This is a genomic window from Prescottella subtropica (assembly GCF_005434945.1).
Lineage (GTDB): Bacteria > Actinomycetota > Actinomycetes > Mycobacteriales > Mycobacteriaceae > Prescottella > Prescottella subtropica.
Window position 1 is genome coordinate 54,438 of record NZ_SKCH01000007.1, and the last position, 24,153, is coordinate 78,590.

Annotated in this window: 20 protein-coding genes and 1 pseudogene; 16 read left to right on the forward strand and 5 right to left on the reverse strand. The window is 71.3% G+C overall.

Features of this window, described 5'->3' with window-relative positions; translation table 11 throughout:
* Nucleotides 1-20: 20 nt before the first annotated feature.
* Both E0497_RS09100 and E0497_RS09105 read left to right on the forward strand, forming a co-directional pair.
* Nucleotides 21-587, forward strand: coding sequence for a hypothetical protein (locus tag E0497_RS09100; RefSeq protein ID WP_137724580.1), 567 nt, complete (start codon nucleotides 21-23; stop codon nucleotides 585-587).
* Between the two features lie 98 nt (nucleotides 588-685).
* Nucleotides 686-3,289: a LuxR family transcriptional regulator gene (locus tag E0497_RS09105; RefSeq protein ID WP_137724469.1), complete on the forward strand. Its 2,604-nt coding sequence runs from the start codon at nucleotides 686-688 to the stop codon at nucleotides 3,287-3,289.
* Here the strand turns inward: E0497_RS09105 and E0497_RS09110 are convergent.
* Nucleotides 3,249-4,601, reverse strand: a complete 1,353-nt coding sequence (locus tag E0497_RS09110) for a glycosyltransferase 87 family protein (RefSeq protein WP_241665809.1) — start codon at nucleotides 4,599-4,601, stop codon at nucleotides 3,249-3,251. The genes E0497_RS09105 and E0497_RS09110 overlap by 41 nt on opposite strands.
* A 174-nt stretch (nucleotides 4,602-4,775) precedes the next feature.
* On the opposite strand from E0497_RS09110, the gene E0497_RS09115 reads away from it, so the two are divergent.
* The 3 genes from E0497_RS09115 to E0497_RS21095 all read left to right on the forward strand — a co-directional run bounded on the left by E0497_RS09115 (nucleotide 4,776) and on the right by E0497_RS21095 (nucleotide 7,586).
* Nucleotides 4,776-6,236 (forward strand): MFS transporter, encoded by a 1,461-nt coding sequence (locus E0497_RS09115; protein WP_137724470.1) that lies wholly within the window; start codon nucleotides 4,776-4,778, stop codon nucleotides 6,234-6,236.
* On the forward strand, nucleotides 6,233-6,793 hold the full coding sequence (locus tag E0497_RS09120; RefSeq protein ID WP_137724471.1) for a TetR/AcrR family transcriptional regulator: 561 nt from the start codon (nucleotides 6,233-6,235) through the stop codon (nucleotides 6,791-6,793). The genes E0497_RS09115 and E0497_RS09120 overlap by 4 nt, the downstream gene beginning before the upstream one ends.
* 124 nt (nucleotides 6,794-6,917) lie before the next feature.
* Nucleotides 6,918-7,586, forward strand: coding sequence for a M23 family metallopeptidase (locus tag E0497_RS21095; RefSeq protein ID WP_137724472.1), 669 nt, complete (start codon nucleotides 6,918-6,920; stop codon nucleotides 7,584-7,586).
* 33 nt (nucleotides 7,587-7,619) lie between these two features.
* On the opposite strand, the gene E0497_RS09130 is transcribed toward E0497_RS21095, so the two are convergent.
* A complete protein-coding gene (locus tag E0497_RS09130) occupies nucleotides 7,620-7,985 on the reverse strand; it encodes a RidA family protein (protein WP_137724473.1) in 366 nt (121 codons plus the stop codon).
* A 97-nt stretch (nucleotides 7,986-8,082) separates the two neighbouring features.
* On the opposite strand from E0497_RS09130, the pseudogene E0497_RS09135 reads away from it, so the two are divergent.
* Nucleotides 8,083-8,568, forward strand: a pseudogene (locus tag E0497_RS09135) (radical SAM family protein); the annotation flags it as partial.
* Here E0497_RS09135 and E0497_RS09140 read toward each other — a convergent pair.
* Nucleotides 8,477-10,087 carry an AMP-binding protein gene (locus E0497_RS09140; RefSeq protein ID WP_137724474.1) on the reverse strand — a complete coding sequence of 537 codons (1,611 nt, stop codon included), beginning with the start codon at nucleotides 10,085-10,087 and terminating at the stop codon, nucleotides 8,477-8,479. The pseudogene E0497_RS09135 and the gene E0497_RS09140 overlap by 92 nt on opposite strands.
* Before the next feature lie 56 nt (nucleotides 10,088-10,143).
* Nucleotides 10,144-11,082 (reverse strand): KPN_02809 family neutral zinc metallopeptidase, encoded by a 939-nt coding sequence (gene ypfJ, locus E0497_RS09145; protein ID WP_137724475.1) that lies wholly within the window; start codon nucleotides 11,080-11,082, stop codon nucleotides 10,144-10,146.
* 168 nt (nucleotides 11,083-11,250) lie between these two features.
* Here ypfJ and aspS point away from each other — a divergent pair, with 168 nt between their 5' ends.
* Together aspS and E0497_RS09155 are read left to right on the forward strand one after the other, a co-directional pair.
* Entirely contained in the window at nucleotides 11,251-13,029 is a 1,779-nt protein-coding gene (aspS, locus tag E0497_RS09150; RefSeq protein ID WP_137724476.1) for an aspartate--tRNA ligase, read from the forward strand.
* Nucleotides 13,030-13,198: 169 nt separating this feature from the next.
* Nucleotides 13,199-14,359, forward strand: coding sequence for a kinase (locus tag E0497_RS09155; RefSeq protein WP_137724477.1), 1,161 nt, complete (start codon nucleotides 13,199-13,201; stop codon nucleotides 14,357-14,359).
* Nucleotides 14,360-14,362: 3 nt separating this feature from the next.
* Here E0497_RS09155 and E0497_RS09160 read toward each other — a convergent pair whose 3' ends face one another.
* Entirely contained in the window at nucleotides 14,363-14,893 is a 531-nt protein-coding gene (locus tag E0497_RS09160; protein ID WP_137724478.1) for a TetR/AcrR family transcriptional regulator, read from the reverse strand.
* A 134-nt stretch (nucleotides 14,894-15,027) separates the two neighbouring features.
* Here E0497_RS09160 and E0497_RS20605 point away from each other — a divergent pair, with 134 nt between their 5' ends.
* The 8 genes from E0497_RS20605 (at nucleotide 15,028) to aroC (ending at nucleotide 24,152) form a co-directional block, all read left to right on the forward strand.
* A complete protein-coding gene (locus E0497_RS20605; RefSeq protein WP_170312924.1) occupies nucleotides 15,028-15,186 on the forward strand; it encodes a hypothetical protein in 159 nt (52 codons plus the stop codon).
* Nucleotides 15,187-15,205: 19 nt separating this feature from the next.
* Nucleotides 15,206-16,621, forward strand: a complete 1,416-nt coding sequence (locus tag E0497_RS09165; RefSeq protein ID WP_137724479.1) for a replication-associated recombination protein A — start codon at nucleotides 15,206-15,208, stop codon at nucleotides 16,619-16,621.
* Between the two features lie 163 nt (nucleotides 16,622-16,784).
* Nucleotides 16,785-19,469, forward strand: coding sequence for an alanine--tRNA ligase (gene alaS / locus E0497_RS09170; RefSeq protein WP_137724480.1), 2,685 nt, complete (start codon nucleotides 16,785-16,787; stop codon nucleotides 19,467-19,469).
* A 32-nt stretch (nucleotides 19,470-19,501) separates the two neighbouring features.
* Nucleotides 19,502-20,047, forward strand: coding sequence for a Holliday junction resolvase RuvX (gene ruvX, locus E0497_RS09175; protein ID WP_137724582.1), 546 nt, complete (start codon nucleotides 19,502-19,504; stop codon nucleotides 20,045-20,047).
* Nucleotides 20,044-21,372, forward strand: a complete 1,329-nt coding sequence (gene mltG / locus E0497_RS09180) for an endolytic transglycosylase MltG (protein WP_137724481.1) — start codon at nucleotides 20,044-20,046, stop codon at nucleotides 21,370-21,372. Before ruvX ends, mltG begins: the two co-directional genes overlap by 4 nt.
* On the forward strand, nucleotides 21,369-22,190 hold the full coding sequence (locus E0497_RS09185; protein WP_421958324.1) for a shikimate dehydrogenase: 822 nt from the start codon (nucleotides 21,369-21,371) through the stop codon (nucleotides 22,188-22,190). Before mltG ends, E0497_RS09185 begins: the two co-directional genes overlap by 4 nt.
* A gap of 170 nt (nucleotides 22,191-22,360) precedes the next feature.
* Nucleotides 22,361-22,939 carry a prepilin peptidase gene (locus tag E0497_RS09190; RefSeq protein ID WP_137724483.1) on the forward strand — a complete coding sequence of 193 codons (579 nt, stop codon included), beginning with the start codon at nucleotides 22,361-22,363 and terminating at the stop codon, nucleotides 22,937-22,939.
* 25 nt (nucleotides 22,940-22,964) lie between these two features.
* Nucleotides 22,965-24,152, forward strand: coding sequence for a chorismate synthase (aroC, locus tag E0497_RS09195; protein WP_137724583.1), 1,188 nt, complete (start codon nucleotides 22,965-22,967; stop codon nucleotides 24,150-24,152).
* Nucleotide 24,153 lies beyond the last annotated feature (1 nt).

Below are 24,153 nucleotides of genomic sequence, written 5' to 3' on the forward strand. Positions count from 1 at the left end.
CCGAGCTGCTGGCGCCGCGGATGCGCCGGGTGGCGCTGGTGTCGGTGCTGATCGGTGTGGTCGCCGCCGGGGTGGTGGCGCTGTTCGCGTCGCTGCCGGTGGCGGTCGCGGTCGGTGTCGTCGTCGGCGCCCCGACCGCGGTGTCCGCGTTGCTCGCGACACGACGTCGAATCTGGTTGGACGGCACCGTACTGCACGCGTCGAACGGTCTCCGGCGCCGCCGCCTGGATGTCGCGCAGGCGGTGACGGTGGAGTTCACGGTGCGGTCGGCGCGGGTCAACCAGGTGGTGCTCCGGGTCGGGGACGGCCGGGTGGTGCAGTCGGTGCCGCTCGCGCTGTACACCGCGGACGGTGGCCGGGAACTCGAGGTCCTCGGGCTTCGCAAGCTCGCCGACGCCCTGTCGTCGAGCGAGTTGGTGCCGGCCGTGGCGGCGGCGTCGGTGCTGATCGGGCAGTTGCGGGCCGAGGCGCGCGGCGCCGGTCTCGAGGAGCGCCCCCTGTACCGGGCCGTCGTGCTGGTGCGCGATGCCGGACGGGTGCCGCAGACCACGCTCACCGACGGGGAGGTCGCGGCACTCGCCGATTGACCCCGCCCGGACGAGACGGACCGACCGGACGGTAACTCCCCGGTTGCGGCTTCGGCTGTTCGCTGCGCGTCGTCGCCGGCGAGGATTATCGTTCAGTCATGGTCGGTCTCTGGCCCGTCCTGGATCGTCGGGAGGCGTTCCGCGACGCAGAGGAGTTGCTCCGCGACGGCACGTCGTGCGGGGTGGTATTGGTCGGCACCGCCGGGGTCGGCAAGACGACGATGGCGCGGGAGTTGGTCGGTGCGCTCTCCGGCGACGCCCGCTGGATCGCCGGCACCGAATCCACCCAGAACATCCCGTTGGGTGCGTTCGCGCCGCACCTGGCGCGCACCACGTCCCGTGATCCGGTGGTCGCGTTGCGGGCGGTGCGGGACGTGCTCGCCGAGGACGGACTCGCCGCCGACGGTGGTGTCGGGATCGTCGGGGTCGACGACGCCCACCTGCTCGACGACTTCTCCGCGGGACTGGTGCACCAGTTGGCGGTGGGCCGTGACGCCCGACTGGTGGTGACCGTGCGCAGCGGCGCCCCGGTGCCGGCGGCGATCGAGGCGCTGTGGAAGGACGGCCTGCTCACCCCGCTGGTGGTGCAGCCGTTCACCCGGGCCGAGATGGATCGGGAACTGGTGACGGTGCTGGGGGCGCCGGTCGAACGGTTCAGCGCCGACGCGCTGTGGGCGGAATCCGAGGGCAACCCGCTGTTCCTGCGGCACCTGGTCGAGAGCGCCCTCGACGGCGGCACCCTCCGCCGGTCCGGTGGTGTGTGGCAGTTGCGGGGCCGGCCGGGCGTGTCACCGGCGCTCGCGTCGCTGCTCGAATCCCGGTTCGCCCGCATCCCGAAGGATGTTCTCGGTGTCGTCGAATACCTGGCGTTCTGCGAACCGCTCGAACTCGAGGTGCTCGACGAACTCGTCGGCCGTCGGCCCATCGAGGACGCCGAACGTCTCGACCTGGTGCGGGTGCGGGACGTCGGTGACGCGCCGGTGGTGCGGCTCGCCCACCCGCTGTTCGGTGAGGTGGTGCGCGATCGGGCGGGCACCCTGGCCGCGCAGCGCATCAAACGGCGGCTGGTGGAGGTGCTGCGGGAGGCCCCCGACCCGGGGGTGGTGACGTCGATGCGGATAGCGGAACTGGCGATCGAGTCGGGTGTCGAACCGGATCCGGAACTGCTGGTGCGCGGTGCCGAGGATGCGATCGCGATGTGCAGCCTCGATCTGGGGGCGCGGCTCGCGACGGCGGCGGTGCGCCGCGGCGCCGGGTTCGGTGCGTCGTTCGCGCTGGGGCGGGCCCTGATGTGGCAGGGGCGGGGCGACGCCGCCGAGGACGTGTTCGCGGCCGTCGACCCGGACGAGTTGTGCGAGTACGACGTGGCCCGCTGGCTGCTGACCCGCGTCGCCAGCCTGTACCTCGAGGCGGGCCGGCCCCGCGAGGCCGTCGACCTGTTCGAGCGGGAACGCGGACGCATCACCGACCCGATGCTGCGGGTGTCGGTCGTCGCGCTGGACGCGGTGCTGCACCTGTACGACCGGAAACTTGCCGACGCGATCACCCTGGCGTGGCAGGTGCAGGCCGCCGAGGAGGCGCACCCGTGGGCGCGGGCGAGCGGAGTGTTCGCCGGCACCGCCGCACTCACCACCGCCGGTCGCGGGTTCGAGGTGGGTGCGCTCGCCGCGTCCGCGTGGGAGGCCATCGAACACGGCGACGGCCTGCTGCGCTTCCACATCGGCTACTTCGAGGTGCTGGCGTCGACGTTCGTCGGACGGCTGGGTGCCGCCGGCGACACCGCCGCCCGCTACCGGGCGCTGGCGGCCGGCCAGCCGAACAGTGCGGCCCTCGCCGACGTCGCGTCCGGGGTGGTCAAACAGATGGGTGGACGACTGAACGAGGCGGCCGCCCATCTCACGGAGGCGCTGGCGGTCCTGGACCGGGACACGCGTTCGGAGTGGATGCTGCTGGCCGCGGTGAGCCTGTGCCAGGTGCGGGCCGCGCAGGGGCGCGCCGACGACGCCGCGGCCGCCGTCGCTGTCGCCGAACGGCATTCGGGGCCGGAACTGGCGTTCTTCGACCCGCTCGTCGACGTCGCGCGGGCCTGGGCGGCCGGCGCGGCGGGGGAGGTGTCCGCGGCGGTGCGGGCCGCGCGCCGCGGCGCCGAGCGGGCGGCGTCGGCCGGGCAGTTCATGCTCGAGGTACTGGCGCTCGACGTGGCCACTACGTTCGGCGACTACGGGGCGGTGCCGCGGCTCGAGGAACTCGCGGTCCTCGTCGACGGCCCGTTCCCGGCGGCCGCCGCGGCCCGCGGCCGGGCCCTGGCCCGCTCGGACGGGCCCGCCCTGGACCGGATCGCGGCAGGATTCGAACGGGCCGGTGTCCTGCTGCTCGCCGCCGACACGTACGCGCAGGCCGCCACCGCGTACGCGCGGTCCCACGACCGGCGCGGCGAGCTCGCGGCCGCGGCCAAGGCGCACTGGCTGGCGTCGCAGTGCGACGACGCCCGCACCCCGGCACTCGCGAAGGCGGCCCGGCCGCTCCCGCTCACCGACCGGGAACGCGAGATCGCGGTGCTCGTCGGGCGCGGCCTGTCCAACAAGGACATCGCCCGGCGGCTGGTGCTGTCGGTGCGCACCGTCGAGGGGCACGTCTACCGGGCGTGCGAGAAGCTGTCGCTCAGCCACCGCAGCGATCTGGCGAAACTCGTGCAGGTGTAGGTGCGGCGTCCAGCTTCCGGGTACACAGCAACCGGAAGGTGACGGCGACGGCCGCGGCGAACACCAGCAGATAGCAGCTCGAGTAGACCGGGACGAGCAACTGCGTCGACCAGTGCTGGTAGTGGCGGGGGAACGTGAACAGGCCGATCCCGATGGGGTGGGCGGTGCCGTGCAGGGGAGCACCGTCGGAGTAGTGCCACCACCACGAGAATGCGGGCACCGCGACCACCGCCGGTGCGAGCCGTCCGATGCGGGTGTCGGACGTGGCCGCGTGGTGCAGGGCGAGCACGAGCAGCGGCACGAACCACACCCAGTGGTGTCCCCACGAGAACGGGGACACGACAGCGGAATTCATGCCGGTCAGGACGACGGCGAGCAGCACGTGCCCGCGGCGGTGGGCGAGGGCCGCCGCGGCCAGGCCGAGCGCGGCCAGGACACCGGCGACGAGGATCCACATCCACGTCGGCGGCGCGAACACGCCGGTCACCGGATCCTGGTAGTCGGTGGCGCCGTAGAAACGCAGGAGTTGGGCGAGCATCCCGTTCGCGGACTGGTTGCCCACCGCGTCGACGGGCCCGACCCGGCCGGCATGCACGACCCGGTCGGTCCAGTACGACCACGCGTCCGACGGCACGACCGCGAACCCGAGCGCGACGGTCGCGGCGAACGTGCACCCGGTGGTGACGGCGGTGCGCCACTGCCGGACCGCCGCCAGATAGGCGAGGAAGAACAGGGGGGTGAGCTTGATACCGGCGGCGATGCCGGTGCCGACGCCGCGCAGCCGGGACCCGGCCGGACGGGTGAGATCCCACACCACCAGCAGCACCAGGAACACGTTGATCTGCCCGAACCAGATGGTGGAGCGGACCGGTTCGAGGGCCGTCGTCGCGACCGCGAGCAGCGTGCTCAGCAGCCACAGGCGCGGGCCGGATCGGTAGCCGAGGCTGCGGAAGGACACCGCGACCAGCGCGATCAGCGCCGCGAACGTCGCCGACCACCACATCAGGTTCGTCACCGTCTGCGACACCAGCGCGAACGGCGCGAACACGATCGCCGCGAACGGGGTGTAGGTGAACTGCATCCCGAACAGGATCGCGTCGTCGTACAGGCCGGTGCGGTGCACGACCGCGTCGCCGCCGGCCCGGTAGATCGCCAGGTCCGCGAAATTCTCGAACAAACCGTAGAACGGGTCGCCGATCGGCAGGGCGTAGACGTGCCACACGACGACGCAGACCGCCATCACCCCCGCCGCGACGAGTGCCGACGTGGCGATCGTCCGGCCCTGTTCGACGGATGGAGAAGTCGTGTGCACGGGCAACGACGCTACGGCACCGTGCGGTCGATTTCCGTCCACGCGATGGGAACGCGAGTTGCTCCGACGGGGTGAATACGTGTTCACTCGGTGGTGAACGCCCGTTCACTCGCGGTGTTCCGGTGATGGCAGCGTGCGATCACCGACCGCGTCCCCAGGTTCGGAGATGATCGCTTGGCTTCCAGGCCGCCCGCCCGCCCCCGCCGCTCCAGTGCCCTCGTCACCGCCGTCCTGTGCCTGTGCGGCACGCTCGTCTCGCTGCAGCAGACCCTGGTGGTGCCGTTGCTGCCCGAGCTGGGGCCGATCCTCGGCGTCGGCACCGACAATGCGTTCTGGCTGGTCACCATCACACTGCTCACCGCGGCCGTCGCGACCCCGATCGTGTCCCGGCTCGCCGACATGGTCGGCAAGAAACGCATGATGATCGTGGCGATGTCGGTGATGGTCAGCGGCTCGCTGCTCGCCGCGATCGGCGGCTCGTTCCTCACGGTCCTGATCGGACGCGGCCTGCAGGGTTTCGCGTCGTCCCTCATCGCCGTCGGGATCGGCATCCTGCGCGACCAGTTGCCGCGGGAGAAGGTGCCCGCCGCCACCGCACTGATGAGCGCGACCCTCGGCCTGGGCAGCGCGACCGGGTTGCCGCTCGCCGGAGTCGTCTACGACCATCTGGGCTGGCACGCGATCTTCTGGACGTCGGCGGGTGCCGGGCTGCTCCTGCTCGTGGCACTCGTGGTGGTCGTTCCGGAATCCGACGTCCGTGCGCCGGGACGTTTCGACATCGTCGGCGCCGTCGTCCTGTCGATCGCGCTCACCGCGCTGCTGCTGGGCATCTCCAAGGGTGGCATGTGGGGGTGGGGGAGCGGCCGCACCCTCGGCTCGTTCGCGCTGGCCGCCGTCGTGATCGCGATCTGGATTCCCTACCAGTTGCGGGTCACCGACCCGATGGTGAACCTGCGGACGTCGGTGCGACGGCCGGTGCTGCTCACCAACATCGCGTCGATGATCGTCGGCTTCGCGATGTTCGCGAATCTGCTCGCCACCACCCAGCAGTTGCAGATGCCGGAGATCACCGGCTACGGACTCGGGCTCAGTGCGATGGTCGCAGGCCTGTGCATGGTGCCGTCGAGCCTGGCGATGGTGGTGTTCTCGCCGCTGTCCGCGAAGATCACCACCCGGTTCGGGGCTCGGGTCACCCTGATCACCGGTGCACTCGTGCTCGCGGCCGCATACGTCGTCCGGGTCAGCTTCAACGACGCGCTCGTGCCGATCATCCTCGGCGCGATGGCCGTCAACGTCGGCACCGCCATCACCTATTCGGCGATGCCGATCCTCATCATGCAGTCGGTGCCGGTCGCCGAGACCGCCGCCTCCAACGGCCTGAACTCACTGGTCCGCTCGATCGGCACGTCCACGTCGAGTGCCGTGGTGACCGCACTGCTCACCGCGATGACCGTCGAGATCGCCGGGCAGCACTTCCCGACACTGGACGCGTTCCGCACCGTGTTCGCGATCGCGTGCGCGATGGCACTGCTCGCGGCCGCCGTCGCCTGGTTCATTCCCCGTACCGCCCGACCGGTGTCCGAGTCGGCGGTCGTCGAGGCGGCCGCCGAGGCACGCGCGGAGACGGTGGCGTGAGCCCGCGCCGATCCACCCGGGACGCGATCGTCGACGCCGCCCGGACACTGTTCGCAGAACGTGGCTACACGGCCACGACCATCAAGGACGTCGCCGAACTCGCCGGATATTCGCCGGCGATGGTGATGAAGACGACCGGCAGCAAAGCCGAACTGTACGCGGCCGCGGCGCCCACGTTGCCGTCCGCGGCGGACGATTCGCACGTGTGCGAGGACGAAACCGTCGGCTACCGCCTGGTGCGCAACATCGTCGAACGCCGCGACTCCGGCGAATCGGAACCGTGGGTGATGATGCCGCTCCTCATCCACGAGGCGCCGGACCGGGATGCGGCCTCGGCCGACGCGCGCGAGCGATACGTGCGGGGGATCGCCGCCAAGATCGGCGACGAGACGGAGAGGAAACTGCCGACGCAGATGGTCGTCTCGGTGCTCCTCGGCCTGGCCGGCGGCCTGCGCACGGTCGGACTCCTGACACCGGACGACCTCGACGCCGACGACCTCGTCCGCCGCTACGGCGCCGTCGTGCAGTCCATCGTCGACGGAATCGGCGCGCGCTGAACAGGTTCCACTCAGTGGACATTTCCGTCGTCGTACAGACCAATCGGTGCGAACGAGTCGCCGGAACGTCCCGACGTTGCTACCGTCCGATCCGGATCGATACACCGTCGAGAAGGGTGCACGAATGGGTAACGCGAAGCTGCGGTCGAGTGTTCAGCGTGTGATCGCGAGTGCAGTAGCAGCGGCGGGCATGACCGCCGGCCTCGTGATCGGAACCGGTTCGACCGCCGCTGCGGCGCCCGCGCTGCCACCACTGCCACCGATCGGATCCGCCGAGATCGCCGGCGCACTCGACCAGGTGTCGGGGGTGCTCACCACCGTCGGCGGGGCACTGGATTCCCTGCAGAACCTGGGGGCCGGCTCGAGTTCGGGCCTGCCGTTCGGCGGCCTCGGAAGCCTGGGCAGCCTCGGCCTCGGCGGCGTCGTCCGGCCCGCGTCGGGACCGATCACCACGTACTTCGGGGGCGGCCACATGGGCATCGACATCGCGGCCCCGATGGGCGCGCCGATCCTCGCCGCCGGTAACGGCACCGTCATCAACTCCGGGCCCGCGTCCGGCTTCGGGCTGTGGATCCGCATCCGGCACGACGACGGCACCGTCACCACGTACGGCCACAACGACCGGAACCTCGTCTCGGTCGGGCAGCGGGTGACCGCCGGCCAGCGTATCGCCGACGTCGGCAGCCGCGGCAACTCGACCGGCCCGCACCTGCACTTCGAGGTGGACCTGCCCGGCGGCATCAAGACCGACCCCATCGCGTGGCTCGTGACGCACGGGGTGCTGATGTTCTGACCGGGCAGGTCCGGATGCGGGGGAGTCGGAGGCTCAGTCGGAGAGCACGGCGTCGGCCTCGATCTCGATCAGCAGGTCGGCGTCGATGAGCGCGCTCACCTCGAGAATCGTGGTGGCCGGGCGGATCTCGCCGAACACCTCACCGTGCGCGCGGGCCGCCTCCTCCCATGTGGACATGTCCCGCAGGTACATCCGGGTGCGGATGACGTCGGTCAGCGACGCCCCCGCCTCGGTGAGGGACGCGGCGATCGTGGCGAGCGCCCCGCGGGTCTGCTCCTCGAGCGTCGCGCCGGGAGAGGTGGTGCCGGACACCGCGACCTGGTTGCCGATCCGCACCGCGCGCGAATAGCCGATCTTCGGCTCCCACTCGGAGCCGGACGAGATGTTCTGTCGAGTCATGGGCGAGATTGTCTCAGGCGCACGGGGAACGGCTTCGGCGGCGGTCGGTGGTGGGACACCTGTTGACACGGATTCGCACACGTGTTCGACTGTGGGCATGAGGTGGCAGGGGCAGGCACTCGGGGTCGACGACGGCACGCTCCCGGAGCCGGCGCGGGCCGGGCTCATGCGCAGTGTCCGGATGCCGGAGTTCGTCGGCGTCACGTTCCACGAGGTGCTGTGCACGAGTGCTCTCGAGCGGGTGCCGGAGGGGTCGGCGCTGCCGTTCCGCTTCGGCGTCACCACGTTTCGCGACTGCCCGGGCGATGCCGCCGGTCAGCTCGTGGTCGCAGCGAACGTGGCCGCGGTCCTGCAGCGGGAGCTGGCCCGCCGGTCGTGGAATCGGGAGCACGTCGTGCTGGGCGCCGACACCGACCCGTACCAGCGGGCCGAGGGCCACTACCGGTTGATGCCGGCGATCATCGGCGCCCTCACCGAGTCGCGCACCCCGTTCACGATCCTGACGAAAAGCGCACTGCTGCAGCGGGATCTGCCGCTGCTCCGGCAGGCGGCCGAGACGGTCCCGGTCGGGATCGGGGCGTCTCCCAGTACGGTCCGCGCAGCAACCGCTTGCTGATCTTGCCCATCGTGCTGCGCCCCAACGACTCCCGGAACTCCACGGTCCGCGGCACCTTGTATCCGGCCAGCACGGTGCGGCAGTGCGCGATCAGCTCACCGGCGTCGGGGAGGGCCCCGGGATCGGCGGGCACGACGAGCGCGTGCACCGACTCGCCCATGTCGGTGTCCGGCACCCCGATCACCGCGACGTCCACGACGTGCGGGTGCGCGGCGAGGACGTGTTCGATCTCGGCGGGATAGATGTTGACGCCGCCCGAGATGATCAGGTCGGTCTCCCGGTCGGTGATGAACACGAACCCGTCGTCGTCGACGTAGCCGACGTCGCCGAGCGTGAACAGGCCCGGCCGGATCAACGCGTCCGACGTCTTCTGCGCCGCACCGAGATACGCGACGCAGCGGCCGTCACGCTCCTCGAACGCGAGCCGGCCCTCCGCTCCGGGCGGCAGTTCGGTGCCGGACGCGTCGACCGCGACCGCCCGCACGTACGGGGGCCGCACCCGGCCCACACTGCCCGGACGGTCCAGCCATTCCGCGCTGGTGATGCCGCACAGCGGACCGGATTCGCTGCCGCCGTACGAGTCGTACAGGATCGGACCGAACCAGTCGATCATCGCCCGCTTCACGTCCGGCGGGCAGGCGGCGCCGGTGTGCGTCACCCACTCGAGCGAGCCGACGTCGTAGCGGGAGCGGGCGGCCTCCGGCAGGGCCAGCAGCCGGCGGAAATGCGTCGGCACCATCAGGGTCGTGGAGATGCGGTGCCGCTCGATCGTCGCCAGGACGGTCTCGGCGTCGAACTTCTCGAGGACGGTGACGGGCCGCCCGCACGCGATCAGCCGCACCCCCGCGAGCGGGCCGGTGTGGTGCAGCGGGCCCACCACCAGATGCCCGCCACCGTGGGCCAGGGGCAACTCCTGCATCGAGCGCACGTACTGCTCGACGCTCGTCCCCGGCACGGGGCTGCCGGCGAGCGCGTGCACACCCTTCGGGGTGCCCGTCGTCCCGGACGTGTACGACAGGAACGGTTGCGCCGCAGCGCCACCCGGCGGATCGTCGGCCGATGCCCCGGCGAGCCACGCATCCCATCCGGTGACGTCGTCGCGCCCGCCGCGCCAGCCGACGACGAGTGACACCCCCGCCAGCCGGGCCGCCTCGGCGCCGACGGCGGCGTTCTCCGGGCCGACCAGCAGCACCCGCGCCCGCGAGTCCTCGAGGAGGTACGCCAGTTCGGGGGCGGTCAGGTGGAAGCTCGCGGGAACGGGGGAACAGCCGGCGTGGATGATCCCGGCGTGCGCGAGGACCGTCTCGGCGGCGTTGCGGGCGAACACCGCGACCCGGCGGTCCGGGCCGACGTCGGTGGCCCGCAGCGCGTTCGCGACCCGGTTCACGGCGTCGCCCACGTCGGTCCAGGACAGTGCGACGCGGCTGTCGCGCAACGCGACCTCGCCGGGTGCGTCGAGGGCACGTTCACGGTGCACGATCGCCACGGGGCCTCCGGAACTCGTCGAGCGAATCTGTTCCGGACCAGGTTAGGTGGCGCCGGTCAGCGCAGCGCAGGGGGAGCGTCGAGGGTGCGCGCCGAGTACGTGTCGCATGCGCGCACCTGCCCGGTCGTGTACCCGGCGAGGAACCACTTCTGCCGCTGCTCCGACGACCCGTGCGTCCAGCCCTCCGGGTTCACCCGGGCACCGGCGGACCGCTGGATCCGGTCGTCGCCGACCGCGGACGCCGCCGACAGCGCGTCCCGGATGTCGGTGTCGGTGAGCGGCTTCAGGATCGGGACACCACCGCCCGGGGCGGGCTGGGTCGCCGCATGGTTCGCCCAGATCCCGGCGTAGCAGTCGGCCTGCAGTTCGGTCCGCACCGCCTGCGACGTCGCCCCCTGCGGATCCCGCTGCGCCCGGCCGATGTCCCCGAGCTGGTTCTGGATGTGGTGCCCGAACTCGTGCGCGACGACGTACTCCTGCGCGAGTGCGCCGTCGTTGGCGCCGAACCGGTCGGTGAGCAACTGGAAGAAGCTGGTGTCGAAGTAGGCGGTCGAATCGGCGGGGCAGTAGAACGGGCCGACGTCGGACGTGGCGTTGCCGCAGCCGGTGTTCACCGCACCCGAGAACAGCCGCACCGACGGCGCCTCGTACGCCACCCCGGTCTGTGCGGGCAGCTCGGCGTCCCACACGTGGTCGAGGCTGCCGACGGTGTAGACGACACGGCAGTCGACGTCGGCGTTGGCGTCGGCGCCGCTGCGGCACTTCTCGGCGAGAGCACCGGCCACGGAACTGGTTCCCGCGTCGAGCGTCTGCGTCGTCGACCCGGACAGGCCGCCGAGCAGCGATCCCGGATCACCGCCGAGGAGCAGGGCCAGCACCAGCACGATCAGGCCGCCGGCGCCGCCACCGAGCGCGATCTTGCCGCCGCGGCCGCCGCCACCGCCGCTCGTGGACACCCGCCCCACATCGACGTGCGCGTTGTCGTTGAAGGTCATCTCTGTCCGCTCCCTGTCCGAAACCGCTGTGCCGGTCGTAACAGCATTCCAGTAATCCGGGCGTGCGTTTCCGATAACCCGCGGCCCCTCCGTAGGATCGCAGCAACAGAAAGTCCGTGCCCGAGGTGCGGATCGATCGCTGTGCCGAACGTTTGTGAAAGGAATCCCGTGCTGCGCACTCACCTGGCCGGCTCGCTACGACCCGAGCACGCCGAGCAGACCGTCACCCTCACCGGTTGGGTGGCCCGGCGGCGCGATCACGGCGGGGTGATCTTCATCGATCTCCGTGACGCGTCCGGCGTGTCCCAGGTCGTGTTCCGTGCGGGTGACGTGCTCGAGCAGGCGCACCGGCTGCGCGCCGAGTACTGCGTCAAGGTCACCGGCACGGTCGAGGTGCGTCCCGAGGGCAACCAGAACTTCGAGATCCCGACCGGTGCCATCGAGGTGAACGCCACCGCGCTCGAGGTCCTCAACGAGAGCGCGCCGCTGCCGTTCCAGCTCGACGACCAGCCCGGTGAGGAAGCCCGCCTCAAGCACCGCTACCTCGATCTGCGCCGCGAGGGTCCGGGCCGGGCCATCCGGCTGCGCTCGAAGGTCAACGCCGCCGCGCGGGCGGTGCTCGCGCACCACGAGTTCGTCGAGGTCGAGACCCCGACCCTGACCCGGTCCACCCCGGAAGGCGCCCGCGACTTCCTGGTGCCGGCCCGCCTGCAGCCGGGCAGCTTCTACGCGCTGCCGCAGTCGCCGCAGCTGTTCAAGCAGCTGCTCATGGTCGGCGGCATCGAACGCTACTTCCAGATCGCCCGCTGCTACCGCGACGAGGACTTCCGCGCCGACCGGCAGCCCGAGTTCACGCAGCTCGACCTCGAGATGAGCTTCGTCGAGCAGGAGGACGTGATCCTGCTGGCCGAGGAGATCCTGCACGCGGTGTGGAAGCTCATCGGCCACGAGATCGTCACCCCGATCCCGCGGATGACGTACGCCGAGGCGATGCGCCGCTTCGGCTCCGACAAGCCCGACCTGCGGTTCGGTGTCGAACTCGTCGAGTGCACCGAGTTCTTCTCCGACACCACGTTCCGCGTGTTCCAGGCCCCGTACGTCGGCGCCGTCGTCATGCCGGGCGGCGCGAGCCAGCCGCGCAAGCAGCTCGACGCGTGGCAGGAATGGGCCAAGCAGCGCGGCGCCAAGGGTCTCGCGTACGTGCTGGTCGGCGAGGACGGCACCCTCGGCGGTCCCGTCGCCAAGAACCTCACCGACACCGAGCGGGACGGCCTGGCCGCGCACGTCGGCGCACAGCCCGGCGACTGCATCTTCTTCGCGGCCGGCGGCGTCAAGTCGTCGCGGGCCCTGCTCGGTGCCGCGCGCGGCGAGATCGCCCGCAAGCAGGACCTCATCGATCCCGACGCGTGGGCGTTCGTGTGGGTCGTCGACGCGCCGCTGTTCGAGCCGGCCGACGAGGCCACCGCGGCCGGTGACGTCGCCCTCGGCTACAGCGCCTGGACCGCCGTGCACCACGCGTTCACGTCGCCCAAGCCGGAGTCGATCGACACGTTCGACACCGATCCCGGTTCGGCGCTCGCCTACGCCTACGACATCGTCTGCAACGGCAACGAGATCGGCGGCGGCTCCATCCGTATCCACCGCAAGGACGTCCAGGAACGCGTCTTCGCGGTGATGGGCATCTCCGAGGAGGAGGCGCAGGAGAAGTTCGGCTTCCTGCTCGACGCCTTCGCGTTCGGTGCCCCGCCGCACGGCGGTCTCGCGTTCGGCTGGGACCGGATCACCGCGCTGCTCGCGGGCCTCGACTCGATCCGTGAGGTCATCGCGTTCCCGAAGTCCGGTGGCGGTGTCGACCCGCTGACCGATGCGCCCGCCCCGATCACGGAGCTGCAGCGCAAGGAGTCGGGTATCGACGCGAAGCCGGAGCCGGCCGCCGCAGCCGAATAGGGCACGTCCGGACCCTGGTTCCCGATCACGGCCCCGCCCACGACACACCGTGGTGCGGGGCCGTGATCGATCTGTGACCCTGAATTCGTGCAGGTCAGGGGCGTTCGACGGGTCGGGCCGGTCGTGATTGCCGGGCCGGAAACCGTTCCGACGGGTAGGTTGAGGAGCGATGACCGCGATATTGGCGGACCCCCTCTCCGAGGTGGTAGCCGCAGCAGAGAAGTTGCTCACCCGCCGGACCGGTGCCACCGTCCGGCTCGTCGACCCGGTCGACCTCGGGGGGAGTGGACGGACGATCGTGCTCCGGGTCCGGGTCGCCGAGAACCCGTTCTCGCTGCCGCGGACGCTCGTACTCAAGCAGGTACTCGTCGACCGGACACCCGGCGCCGAGTCGGTGGACACGGCCGACTCGGTGGATGTGGCCTTCCTGCGCGAGGCCGTCTCCTACCAGTTCGCGACCGCCCTCGCGACGGAGAGCCGGCCCGGCGCCGAACTGCTCGCGTACGACTTCGACGAACGCCTCCTCGTGCTCGGCGACCTGGGGGATTCCACGCCGTTCGCGTCGCTGCTCGACAGCACCGACCCGGACACCGTCACCAACTCGCTGATGGCGATGGCGCAGGCGCTGGGCCGCATGCACGCGGCCACCGTCGGCCGCGAAGAGGACTTCACCGCGCTGCTGCGTCGCGCCGAGGTCGCGCACTGCGGTGACGTCGTCGCCGAGCAGGCTGCGGCCGCGCTCGCCACGGTCCCGGCACTGCTCACCGACGATCTCGGTGTCGCCGTGTCCGACGATGTCCTCGCGGTCGCGGACCGGGCCGCGAAACTGTTCGGGGGCGGCCGGTTCCGGGCGTTCAGCCCGTCGGACCTGTGCCCCGACAACATCATCGTCAACGACGCCGGTGTCCGGTTCCTCGACTACGAGTGGGGCGGCTTCCGGGACGCCACCCTCGACCTCGCGTATGCGCTGGTGTCGTTCCCGGCGTGCCTGTGCAGCATCGACCTGTCGTACGACCGGGCCCGGGCCATGACCGAGGCGTGGCGGGCCGAGGTGGTCGGCATGTGGCCGGCTCTCGCGGACGACGCCCTGCTCACCGAACGGGTCCTCGACGCGCAACTGGTGTGGGTGTGGCTGTCCACGTATCTGTTCCTGCCCGAGGACTATGCGCGGATCGCCGCGGTCCGGGACCATCAGTTGTCCGCGCCGCGGGCCGACGCGCTCATCGCCCGCTGGGACAGCTTCGCCGAGTTCGCCGACCGGTCCGGGCACACCGGTCTCACCGAGCACGCGACCACCGTCGCGGCGCGACTGCGCGACACCCTCGTCTGATCGCTAGTTCTCCGCGGTGGGCGCCGCACCGCGCAGCAGCAGGTCGACGGCGCGGTACAGGTTGTCGCGGGCCGCGTCGGCCAGTCCGGGGGAGTCGACGGTCGTCCGGGCAGCCGCCGCGGTCAGCGTGAACACCGCCGACGCGATCGCCGCCACGTCGCGGCGGTCGAGACCGCCCGGCAGCAGGATCGCCAGCAGGGCGTCGAGCACCGCCTGCTGATGCGGTCCGACGCCGGGCCGCCCGTGCACCAGATCGAGCATCCACGGGTGGGCGACGTAGCGGTCGAGCAGTCGGCCGGCCCACTCCGTCACCGACATCGGCGGCGGTGCCGCCAGCCCGTCGTGGGCGGCGTCGAACATGACCGCGAGCAGGTCGTCCTTGCCTGTGACGTACGTGTACAGCGCCATCGCGGTGCAGCCGAGTCGGTCCCCGACGGCGCGCAGTGGCACCGCAGCGGTGCCGCGCTCGTCGGCCAGTGCCGTCGCGGCATCCACGATCGCGTCCAGCGTCAACCGGTCCGGGGGTGCGGCCACCGTGCTCCTTACGTTGTAAGGAAATGTACTTTACGGCGTAAACGGCGCTGGTGGGAGGGGAATGTCGACTGACGCATATACCCCGTGGGGTATAGTCGTCGCTGTTCTCGTACCCCGCACCCCGAGGAGACCCTGTGTGCCGCGCCGTCACCTGCACCACCTGTTCCAAGACCACGTGGAGCGGCTGCGGCCGGCACGTCGACGACGTGATGCGGTCGGTGCCGAAGGCGCGGCAGTGCACGTGCGAGCGGCCCGCCAGGCGAGGCTTCCTCGCGGCGCTGTTCGGTCGGTGAGAACTAGTAGCGTCGGGGCGTGACTGATTTCTTCGGCGCCCCCGACGCCGACGGCGACGCCGGACTGTTCGAGACCCCGGACCCCGCGCCGGACCCGGAGCCCGAACCGCTGCCGCCGCGCGCGTCGCGGCCGCTGCCGGCTGCCGCACCCGGAGCACCGCTCGCCGTCCGGATGCGTCCGGCGACGCTGTCCGAGGTGGTCGGCCAGCAGCATCTGCTCGGTCCGGGGACGCCGCTGCGCCGGCTCGTCGAGGGGTCGGGGGCGTCGTCGGTGCTGCTGTACGGGCCGCCCGGTACCGGCAAGACGACGCTCGCGTCCCTGATCTCCGGGGCCACCGGCCGCACGTTCGAGGCGCTGTCGGCGCTGTCGGCCGGGGTGAAGGAGGTGCGCGGCGTCATCGAACTGGCGCGCCGACGACTGCTGCAGGGCGAGCAGACGGTGCTGTTCATCGACGAGGTGCACCGCTTCTCCAAGACCCAGCAGGACGCGCTGCTCGCCGCGGTCGAGAACCGGATCGTGCTCCTCGTCGCGGCCACCACCGAGAACCCGTCGTTCTCGGTGGTCTCGCCGCTGCTGTCCCGGTCGCTGGTACTGAACCTGCAGTCCCTCACCGCCGACGACATCCGCACCGTCATCGAACGCGCCCGCACCGACGAGCGCGGCCTCGGCGGCACCGTCGAGATCGCCGACGACGCCCTCGAACACCTGGTGCGGCTCGCCGCCGGGGACGCGCGACGCGCCCTGACCGCGCTCGAGGCGGCCGCCGGTACCGCCCTCGACCGCACCGACACCCGGCCCGCTCTGCTCGACCTCGACACCGTCGAGGCCAGCGTCGACAAGACCGCCGTCCGCTACGACCGGGACGGCGACCAGCACTACGACGTCATCAGCGCGTTCATCAAATCCATCCGCGGCTCCGACGTCGACGCCGCCCTGCACTACCTGGCCCGGATGATCACGGCGGGGGAGGATCCGCGGTTCATCGCCCGCCGCCTCGTCGTGCACGCCAGCGAGGACATCGGCATGGCCGACCCGACGGCACTGCAGACCGCGACCGCCGCCGCGCAGGCCGTGCAACTGATCGGGATGCCGGAGGCGCGGCTCGCGCTCGCGCAGGCCACCATCCACCTGGCGACCGCACCCAAGTCGGGGGCCGTCATCGCCGCGCTCGGGGCGGCGATGGCCGACGTCGCCGCCGGCAAGTCCGGGCTCGTACCCCCGCACCTGCGGGACGGCCACTATGCGGGGGCCGCCGGTCTCGGCAACGGCATCGGCTACAAGTACCCGCACGACCACCCCGACGGGGTGCTGCGGCAGCAGTATCCGCCCGACGCGATCGTCGGCGTCGACTACTACGTCCCCACCGCGCACGGCGCCGAACGGGAGATCGCCGCCCGCGTCGGGAAGCTGCGCCGGATCGTGCGCGGACGCTGACCCTCCCCGCGGGTCACAGACGGGAAACAATTGCCTCGCGGGTGAGCGTTAAGCTTGCCGAAGGCCGATTCGCGCTGCCCGGGTGACCGGGCGGCGGCATCGGCGGACGAACACCGAGCTATTTCAGAGTCATCCGATGGAACACAGGTAAGGACGAACCCAGGTGCAGACCCACGAGATCCGTAGGCGCTTCCTCGACCATTTCGTCAAGGCGGGCCACACCGAGGTGCCCAGCGCCTCGCTGATCTTCGACGATCCCAACCTGCTGTTCGTCAACGCCGGCATGGTGCAGTTCAAGCCGTTCTTCCTCGGTCAGCAGACCCCGCCGTACGACACCGCGACCAGCGTGCAGAAGTGTGTGCGCACCGGCGACATCGAGAACGTCGGCGTCACCACCCGGCACAACACGTTCTTCCAGATGGCCGGCAACTTCAGCTTCGGCGACTACTTCAAGCGTGAGGCGATCCGGCACGCGTGGGCGCTGCTGACGAACAGCGTCGACGACGGCGGCTACGGCTTCGACCCCGAGCGGCTGTGGGTCACCGTCTACCTCGACGACGACGAGGCCCGCGACATCTGGAAGGACGAGGCCGGGATCCCCGACGAGCGCATCCAGCGCCGCGGCATGGCCGACAACTACTGGTCGATGGGTGTCCCCGGCCCGTGCGGTCCGTGCTCGGAGATCTACTACGACCGCGGCCCCGAGTTCGGCGTCGACGGCGGCCCGGAGGCCGACGAGGACCGCTACCTCGAGATCTGGAACCTCGTGTTCATGCAGAACGAGCGCGGCGACGGCACCGGCAAGGACAACTTCGAGATCCTCGGCCCGCTGCCGAAGCAGAACATCGACACCGGCATGGGCGTCGAGCGGGTCGCGTTCCTGCTGCAGGGCGTCGACAACGTGTACGAGACCGACCTGGTGCGCCCGGTGATCACCAAGGCCGAGGAACTGTCCGGCCGCACATACGGCGCCGACGGACCGGACGCGTCCGCCGCCGACACCCGGTTCCGGGTCATCGCCGACCACGCCCGCACCGCCGTCATGCTCATCGCCGACGGCGTCACTCCCGGCAACGAGGGCCGCGGCTACGTGCTGCGCCGTCTGCTGCGCCGCATCATCCGCTCCGCGAAGCTGCTCGGTGCCGAGAAGCCGGCCATGGCCGAGTTCGTCACCGTCGTCCGCGACACCATGTCGGAGTCGTACCCGGTGCTGACCACCGACTTCGACCGGATCCTCGGGGTCGCCGTCGGTGAGGAGACCGCGTTCCTGCGCACCCTCGACTCCGGCTCCAAGCGGTTCGAGGCCGAGGCCGACGAGGTCAGGTCCGCCGGTAGGAAGGTGTTCGGCGGCAACGAGGCGTTCGTGCTGCACGACACCTACGGCTTCCCGATCGACCTCACCCTCGAGATGGCCGCGGAGGCCGGCCTGTCCGTCGACGAGGCCGGGTTCCGCACCCTCATGGCCGAGCAGCGCACCCGCGCGAAGCAGGACGCGCAGTCCCGCAAGCACGCGCACGCCGACCTGACCGTCTACAAGGAGTTCGTCGACCGCGGCGCCACCGAGTTCACCGGCTTCGACGAGCTGGTGTCCGAGGCGCACGTCCTCGCACTCGTCTCGAACGGGGTCCGGGTGCCCACCGCCACCGCCGGCCAGGAGATCGAGATCATTCTCGACCGCAGCCCGCTGTACGCGGAGGCCGGCGGCCAGATCGCCGACATCGGTGCCATCACCGCCGCCGGACTGCGCGTCAAGGTCGGCGACGTCCAGAAGATCGCCAAGAAGGTGTGGGTGCACAAGGCCACCGTCGAGGAGGGCCAGATCACCGAGGGCGACGTCGTCCTCGTGCAGGTCGACGCCGACTGGCGCAAGGGCGCCACGCAGGGCCACTCCGGCACCCACATGGTGCACGCGGCGCTGCGTCAGCTCCTCGGCCCGAACGCCACCCAGAAGGGCTCGCTGAACAAGCCCGGCTACCTGCGGTTCGACTTCGCGTGGCAGAACCAGCTGTCGGCGCAGCAACTCGCCGAGATCGAGGCCGTCGCCAACGAGGCCGTCGCCGCCGACCACAGCGTCAACACCTTCGTCACCGACCTGGACAAGGCCAAGCAGATGGGTGCGATGGCCCTGTTCGGCGAGAACTACGGCGACGAGGTGCGGGTCGTCGAGATCGGTGGACCGTTCTCGATGGAACTGTGCGGTGGCACCCACGTACAGACGTCCGCGCAGATCGGTCAGATCACGCTGCTCGGTGAGTCGTCCGTCGGCTCCGGCGCCCGCCGCGTCGAGGCGTACGTCGGCCTCGACTCCTACCGCTACCTGGCGAAGGAGCGGGCGCTGCTCGCCGGTGTCGCGTCGTCGCTGAAGGTGCCGTCGGAGGAGGTTCCGGCCCGTATCGAGGCGCTCGTCGAACGCCTCAAGGTCGCCGAGAAGGAACTCGAGGCCACCAAGGCCGCCGCGGTCCTCGCGTCCGCGGGCACGTTCGTCGACAAGGCGCACCGCATCGGTGACGTGCTGCTCGTCGCCGAACAGGCGCCCGACGGCGTCTCCGGCAACGACCTGCGCGGCCTCGTCACCGACATCCGCGGTCGTCTCGGCAGCCGGCCGGCGGTCGTGGTGCTGCTCGGCGACGCCGACGGCAAGGTCCCGTTCGTGGTCGCGACCACCAAGGCCGCCCAGGAACTCGGTATCGAGGCCGGAAAGCTGGTGTCGAGCTTCGGCCCGCAGATCGGTGGCCGTGGCGGCGGCAAGGCCGACATGGCGCAGGGCTCCGGCTCCGACACCGCCGGGATCCCCGCCGCCCTCGAGGGTGTGCGGGCCCGGGTCGCCGAACTGGCCGGGAACTCCTAGCAGTGCCGCCGGAAGCGCCGGGCCCCGACCGTATCGACCGGTCGGGCCCCGGCTGTCCCGGCCCGGATCATCCCGGTGTCGACGACCCGGGCCGGGGACGCCGCATCGGCGTCGACGTCGGCAGTGTGCGGATCGGGGTCGCCTCGTGTGACCCCGACTGCATCCTCGCGACCCCGGTGGAGACCGTCGCCCGGTCCAAGGACCGCGGACCCGACGCGCCGGACATCCGGCGGATTGTCGCGATCGTCGAGGAATACGAGGCCGTCGAGGTTATCGTCGGACTGCCGCAGACGTTGCGCGGTGAGCCGGGCAAGGCCGCGGACATCGCATCCGCGTTCGCCCGGCGGCTCCGGCGCGCCGTCGACCCGATCCCGGTACGGATGGCCGACGAGCGGTTCTCGACGGTCACCGCGTCCCGCGCACTGCGCGAGAGCGGCGTCCGGGCCAAGGGGCAGCGGTCGATGATCGACCAGGCCGCCGCCGTGGCGATCTTGCAGGGATGGTTGGACGAGCGGAGTGCGACGGTGAACGTGACGGATCCGGACGGTAGCGGCCGACCCACGGAGGGCGGCCTGTGACCGATCACCGGCAGCCGACGGGGTACCCCGACTACGAGACGCCCCCCGACTACCGGTCGGAGTACGGGTACGAACCGGAGTACGACGACTACCGGTACCCGGACAGCGACCGTCGCGCCCTGCCGACCGAGGTCGGCGCGGTCACCCGCGCCGAGGCCCGGCGCATGCAGGCGGCGGCCCGTCGCAGACGACGTGGCCGTGTCATCGGCGTCCTCGCCGGTGCCGTCCTCCTCGGCGGTGTGGGTGCCGCCGGGTTCGCCGCCTACGACAAGCTCACCGGCGGCGACATCGCCGACTACGCCGGGCCGGGCGGCCCGGAGGTCGTCGTCCAGGTGCACGCCGGTGACACCGCGAACCAGATCGCGACCGCGATGGCCGACAAGGACGTGGTCAAGAGTTCGGCCGCGTTCTATCGGGCCGCGCTGCGCAACGACGCGATCAGCTCGGTGCAGCCCGGTTTCTACTCCGTGTCGACGCAGATCTCCGGTGCCGATGCGGTGTCGGCGCTCGTCGCCCCGACGTCGCGGGTCGGTGCGCTGGTGATCGCCGAGGGCCGTCAGCTCCACGACACCCGGGACGTGCAGACCGGCGCGGTGAAGAAGGGCATCTACACGCTCGTCGCCGAGGCCAGCTGCGTCGGCCCGGACGCCGCGCCGGTGTGCGTCGGCTACGACGATCTCGAACGGGCCGGTGCCGGAACGGATCTGGTGGCGTTGGGGGTACCGGAGTGGGCGCGTGACCGGGTGGCGCACGTGCCGGACCGGAACCGGCAGCTCGAGGGTCTGATCGCGGCCGGTAGCTGGAACTTCGATCCCACGCAGTCCGCCACGGAGATCCTGCGGCAGTTGGTGAGCGCGAGTGCCGACAGCTACGAGGCGACGGGTCTCGAGTCGGCGGGCGTGAACGTCGGACTGGACCCGTACCAGATGCTCGTCGTCGCGTCGCTCGTCGAACGTGAAGCGCTGCCCTCGGATTTCGACAAGGTGTCGAGGGTGGTGCTGAACCGGCTCGCGGTCGACCAGCCGCTGCAGTTCGACTCGACCGTCAACTACGCGCTCGACGAGACCGAGGTCGCCACCACCGACGCGGACCGGGCCCGGGTCACTCCGTGGAACACGTACGCGATGCCGGGCCTGCCCGCGACGCCGATCGCGTCACCGAGCATCACGGCGCTGCGCGCAGTGGAGAATCCGGCCCCCGGCGACTTCCTGTACTTCGTGACGATCGACAAGAAGGGCACCACGCTCTTCACCCGCAGCTACGACGAACACCTCGCGAACATCGAGTTGGCGCAGCACAGTGGCATCCTCGACAGTGGACGGTGATCGACGTGTCAGCCCGTAAGGCGGCCGTGCTGGGTAGCCCCATCGCGCATTCGAAGTCCCCCCTGCTGCACCTGGCCGCGTACCGCGCGCTGGGGCTGGGGGATTGGACGTACGAGCGCATCGAATGCACCGGCGAGCAGCTGCCGGGTCTCGTCGCCGGTCTCGGCCCGGAGTGGGTGGGCCTGTCGGTGACGATGCCCGGCAAGGTCGCGGCCCTCGCCTTCGCGGACGAGCGCACCGCGCGGGCCGTCACCATCGGCTCCGCGAACACCCTCGTGCGCACCGAGACCGGTTGGCGGGCCGACTGCACCGACGTCGACGGGGTGCGCGGCGCCCTCACCGGCGGCGGACTCGGGAACGTGGCCGGGGCGTCGGCCGTCGTGGTCGGCGCCGGTGGCACCGCCCGTCCCGCACTGGTCGCCCTCGCTGATCTGGGCATCACGTCGGTGACGGTCGTGGCCCGCGACGCCGGACGGGCCCGCGCCACCCTGGACTGCGCGGAGGCGGTGGGACTGACGGTGCGGCACAGTACCTTCGACGACGACCGCCTCGGCAATACGTGTGCGGACGCCGCCGTTCTGGTCAGCACGGTGCCCGCGTCCGGGGCGGCCCCGTACGCGGATGTGATCGGCCGCGCCCCGTTCGTCCTCGACGCCATCTACGACCCGTGGCCCACACCCCTGGCCGCTGCCGTCGAGTGCGCCGGCGGCACCGTCGTCGGCGGCCTGGCGATGCTCCTCAACCAGGCGTACGGACAGGTCGAACAGTTCACCGGCATGCCCGCCCCCCGTGACGCGATGGCCGCCGCGATCCGGTAGCCGGGGTCGTGCCGCGGGCGGTTGCTGCGCGAGCCTCCCGGCCGATGCCGCAGCAACCGCCCGCGGCGGCGCGGAAACCGTTCATCCACAGCACCGCGTTCATCCACAGACTTTCCGTCGGCCCAGGTCGGCGGCCGGGCCGTGGGTGTCCGACCGTACACGCTCGGCCCATGACAGGGATCGTGGTGGCCGCAGCATTCGGTGCGGTGGTGGGGTTCGGGACGCGTCGGCTGGCGGCCCGCTGGACGGCCGGCGCGCCGATCCCGACGTGGTGGTGCGAAACGGCCTGCGCGGCAGGGTTCGCGGCCGCCGCCTACCGGACCGGCGTCGCGCTCCTGCTGGTGCCGGCATGTGCACTGGTGTGGTGGATGATCGCGGTGAGTGTCGTCGATCTGCGGGTGCGACGCCTGCCGAACACCCTCACCCTGCCCGGCGCGGCCTGCGCGGTCGCCGTGGCCACGGTGGCCGGTCACGGCCGGGCCGCGGTCGTGGGCGCCCTCCTGCTCGCCGGCACCTATCTGGTCCTGCACCTGATCGCGCCCGGCTCGATGGGTGCCGGGGACGTCAAACTCGCGCTCGGGCTCGGTGCGGTGACCGGGGTGGCGGGGGCGTCCACCTGGCTGACGGCGGCGGCACTCGCCCCCGTGGTCACCGCCGTCGTCGGACTCGCGTGGCGCAACCGTGGGGCCGTGATCGCGCACGGGCCGTCGATGTGCGCGGCCACCGCGGTATCCCTGTGGTGGGTGTGACACGAGACGTGGAAAGATGCTGATCGTGTTGCGCTGGATAACTGCTGGAGAGTCCCATGGTCCCGCCCTCGTCGCCATGCTCGAGGGGATGGTCGCCGGTGTCGACGTGACGTCCGACGACATCGCGGCGCAGCTCGCGCGCCGCCGTCTCGGCTACGGCCGCGGCGCCCGCATGAAGTTCGAGGCCGACAAGGTCACGATCATCGGCGGCGTCCGGCACGGCCGCACGCTCGGCGGCCCCATCGCCGTCGAGGTCGGCAACACCGAATGGCCCAAGTGGGAGACCATCATGTCGCCCGACCCGGTGGATGCCGAGGAGCTCGCCGGTCAGGCCCGCAACGCTCCGCTGACCCGTCCGCGTCCCGGCCACGCCGACTACTCGGGCATGCTCAAGTACGGCTTCGACGACGCCCGCCCCGTCCTCGAGCGCGCCAGCGCCCGTGAGACCGCGGCCCGGGTCGCCGCCGGTACCGTTGCCCGCCAGTTCCTGCAGCAGTTGTTCGGTGTCGAGGTGCTCTCGCACGTCGTCTCGATCGGCGCGTCCGAGCCGTACACCGGCCCGGTGCCGCAGCCCGGGGACCTCGACGCGATCGACGCCAGCCCGGTCCGCGCGTTCGACGAGGCCGCCGAGGCCTCGATGATCGCGGAGATCGAGGCCGCCAAGAAGGACGGCGACACCCTCGGCGGCATCGTCGAGGTCGTCGTCCACGGTCTGCCCGTCGGACTCGGCTCGTTCATCAGCGGCGCCGACCGCCTCGACGCCAAGCTCGCAGCCGCCCTCATGGGCATCCAGGCCATCAAGGGTGTCGAGGTCGGTGACGGCTTCGAGACCGCCCGCCGCCGTGGCAGCGCCGCCCACGACGAGATGCATCCCGGCCCGGACGGTGTCCAGCGGTCGACCAACCGTGCCGGTGGCCTCGAGGGCGGCATGACCAACGGTGAGGCGCTGCGGGTGCGGGCGGCGATGAAGCCGATCTCCACCGTGCCGCGTGCCCTGTCCACGATCGACATGTCCACCGGCGAGGAAGCCGTCGCCATCCATCAGCGCTCCGACGTGTGTGCGGTCCCGGCCGCCGGTGTCGTCGCCGAGGCGATGGTGGCGCTGGTCGTCGCGCAGGCCGCGCTCGAGAAGTTCGGGGGCGACTCGATCGCCGAGACCCGCTCGAACTTCCAGCGGTACGTCGGCGGCATCGCGGCCCGTCCGCCGCGGTGAT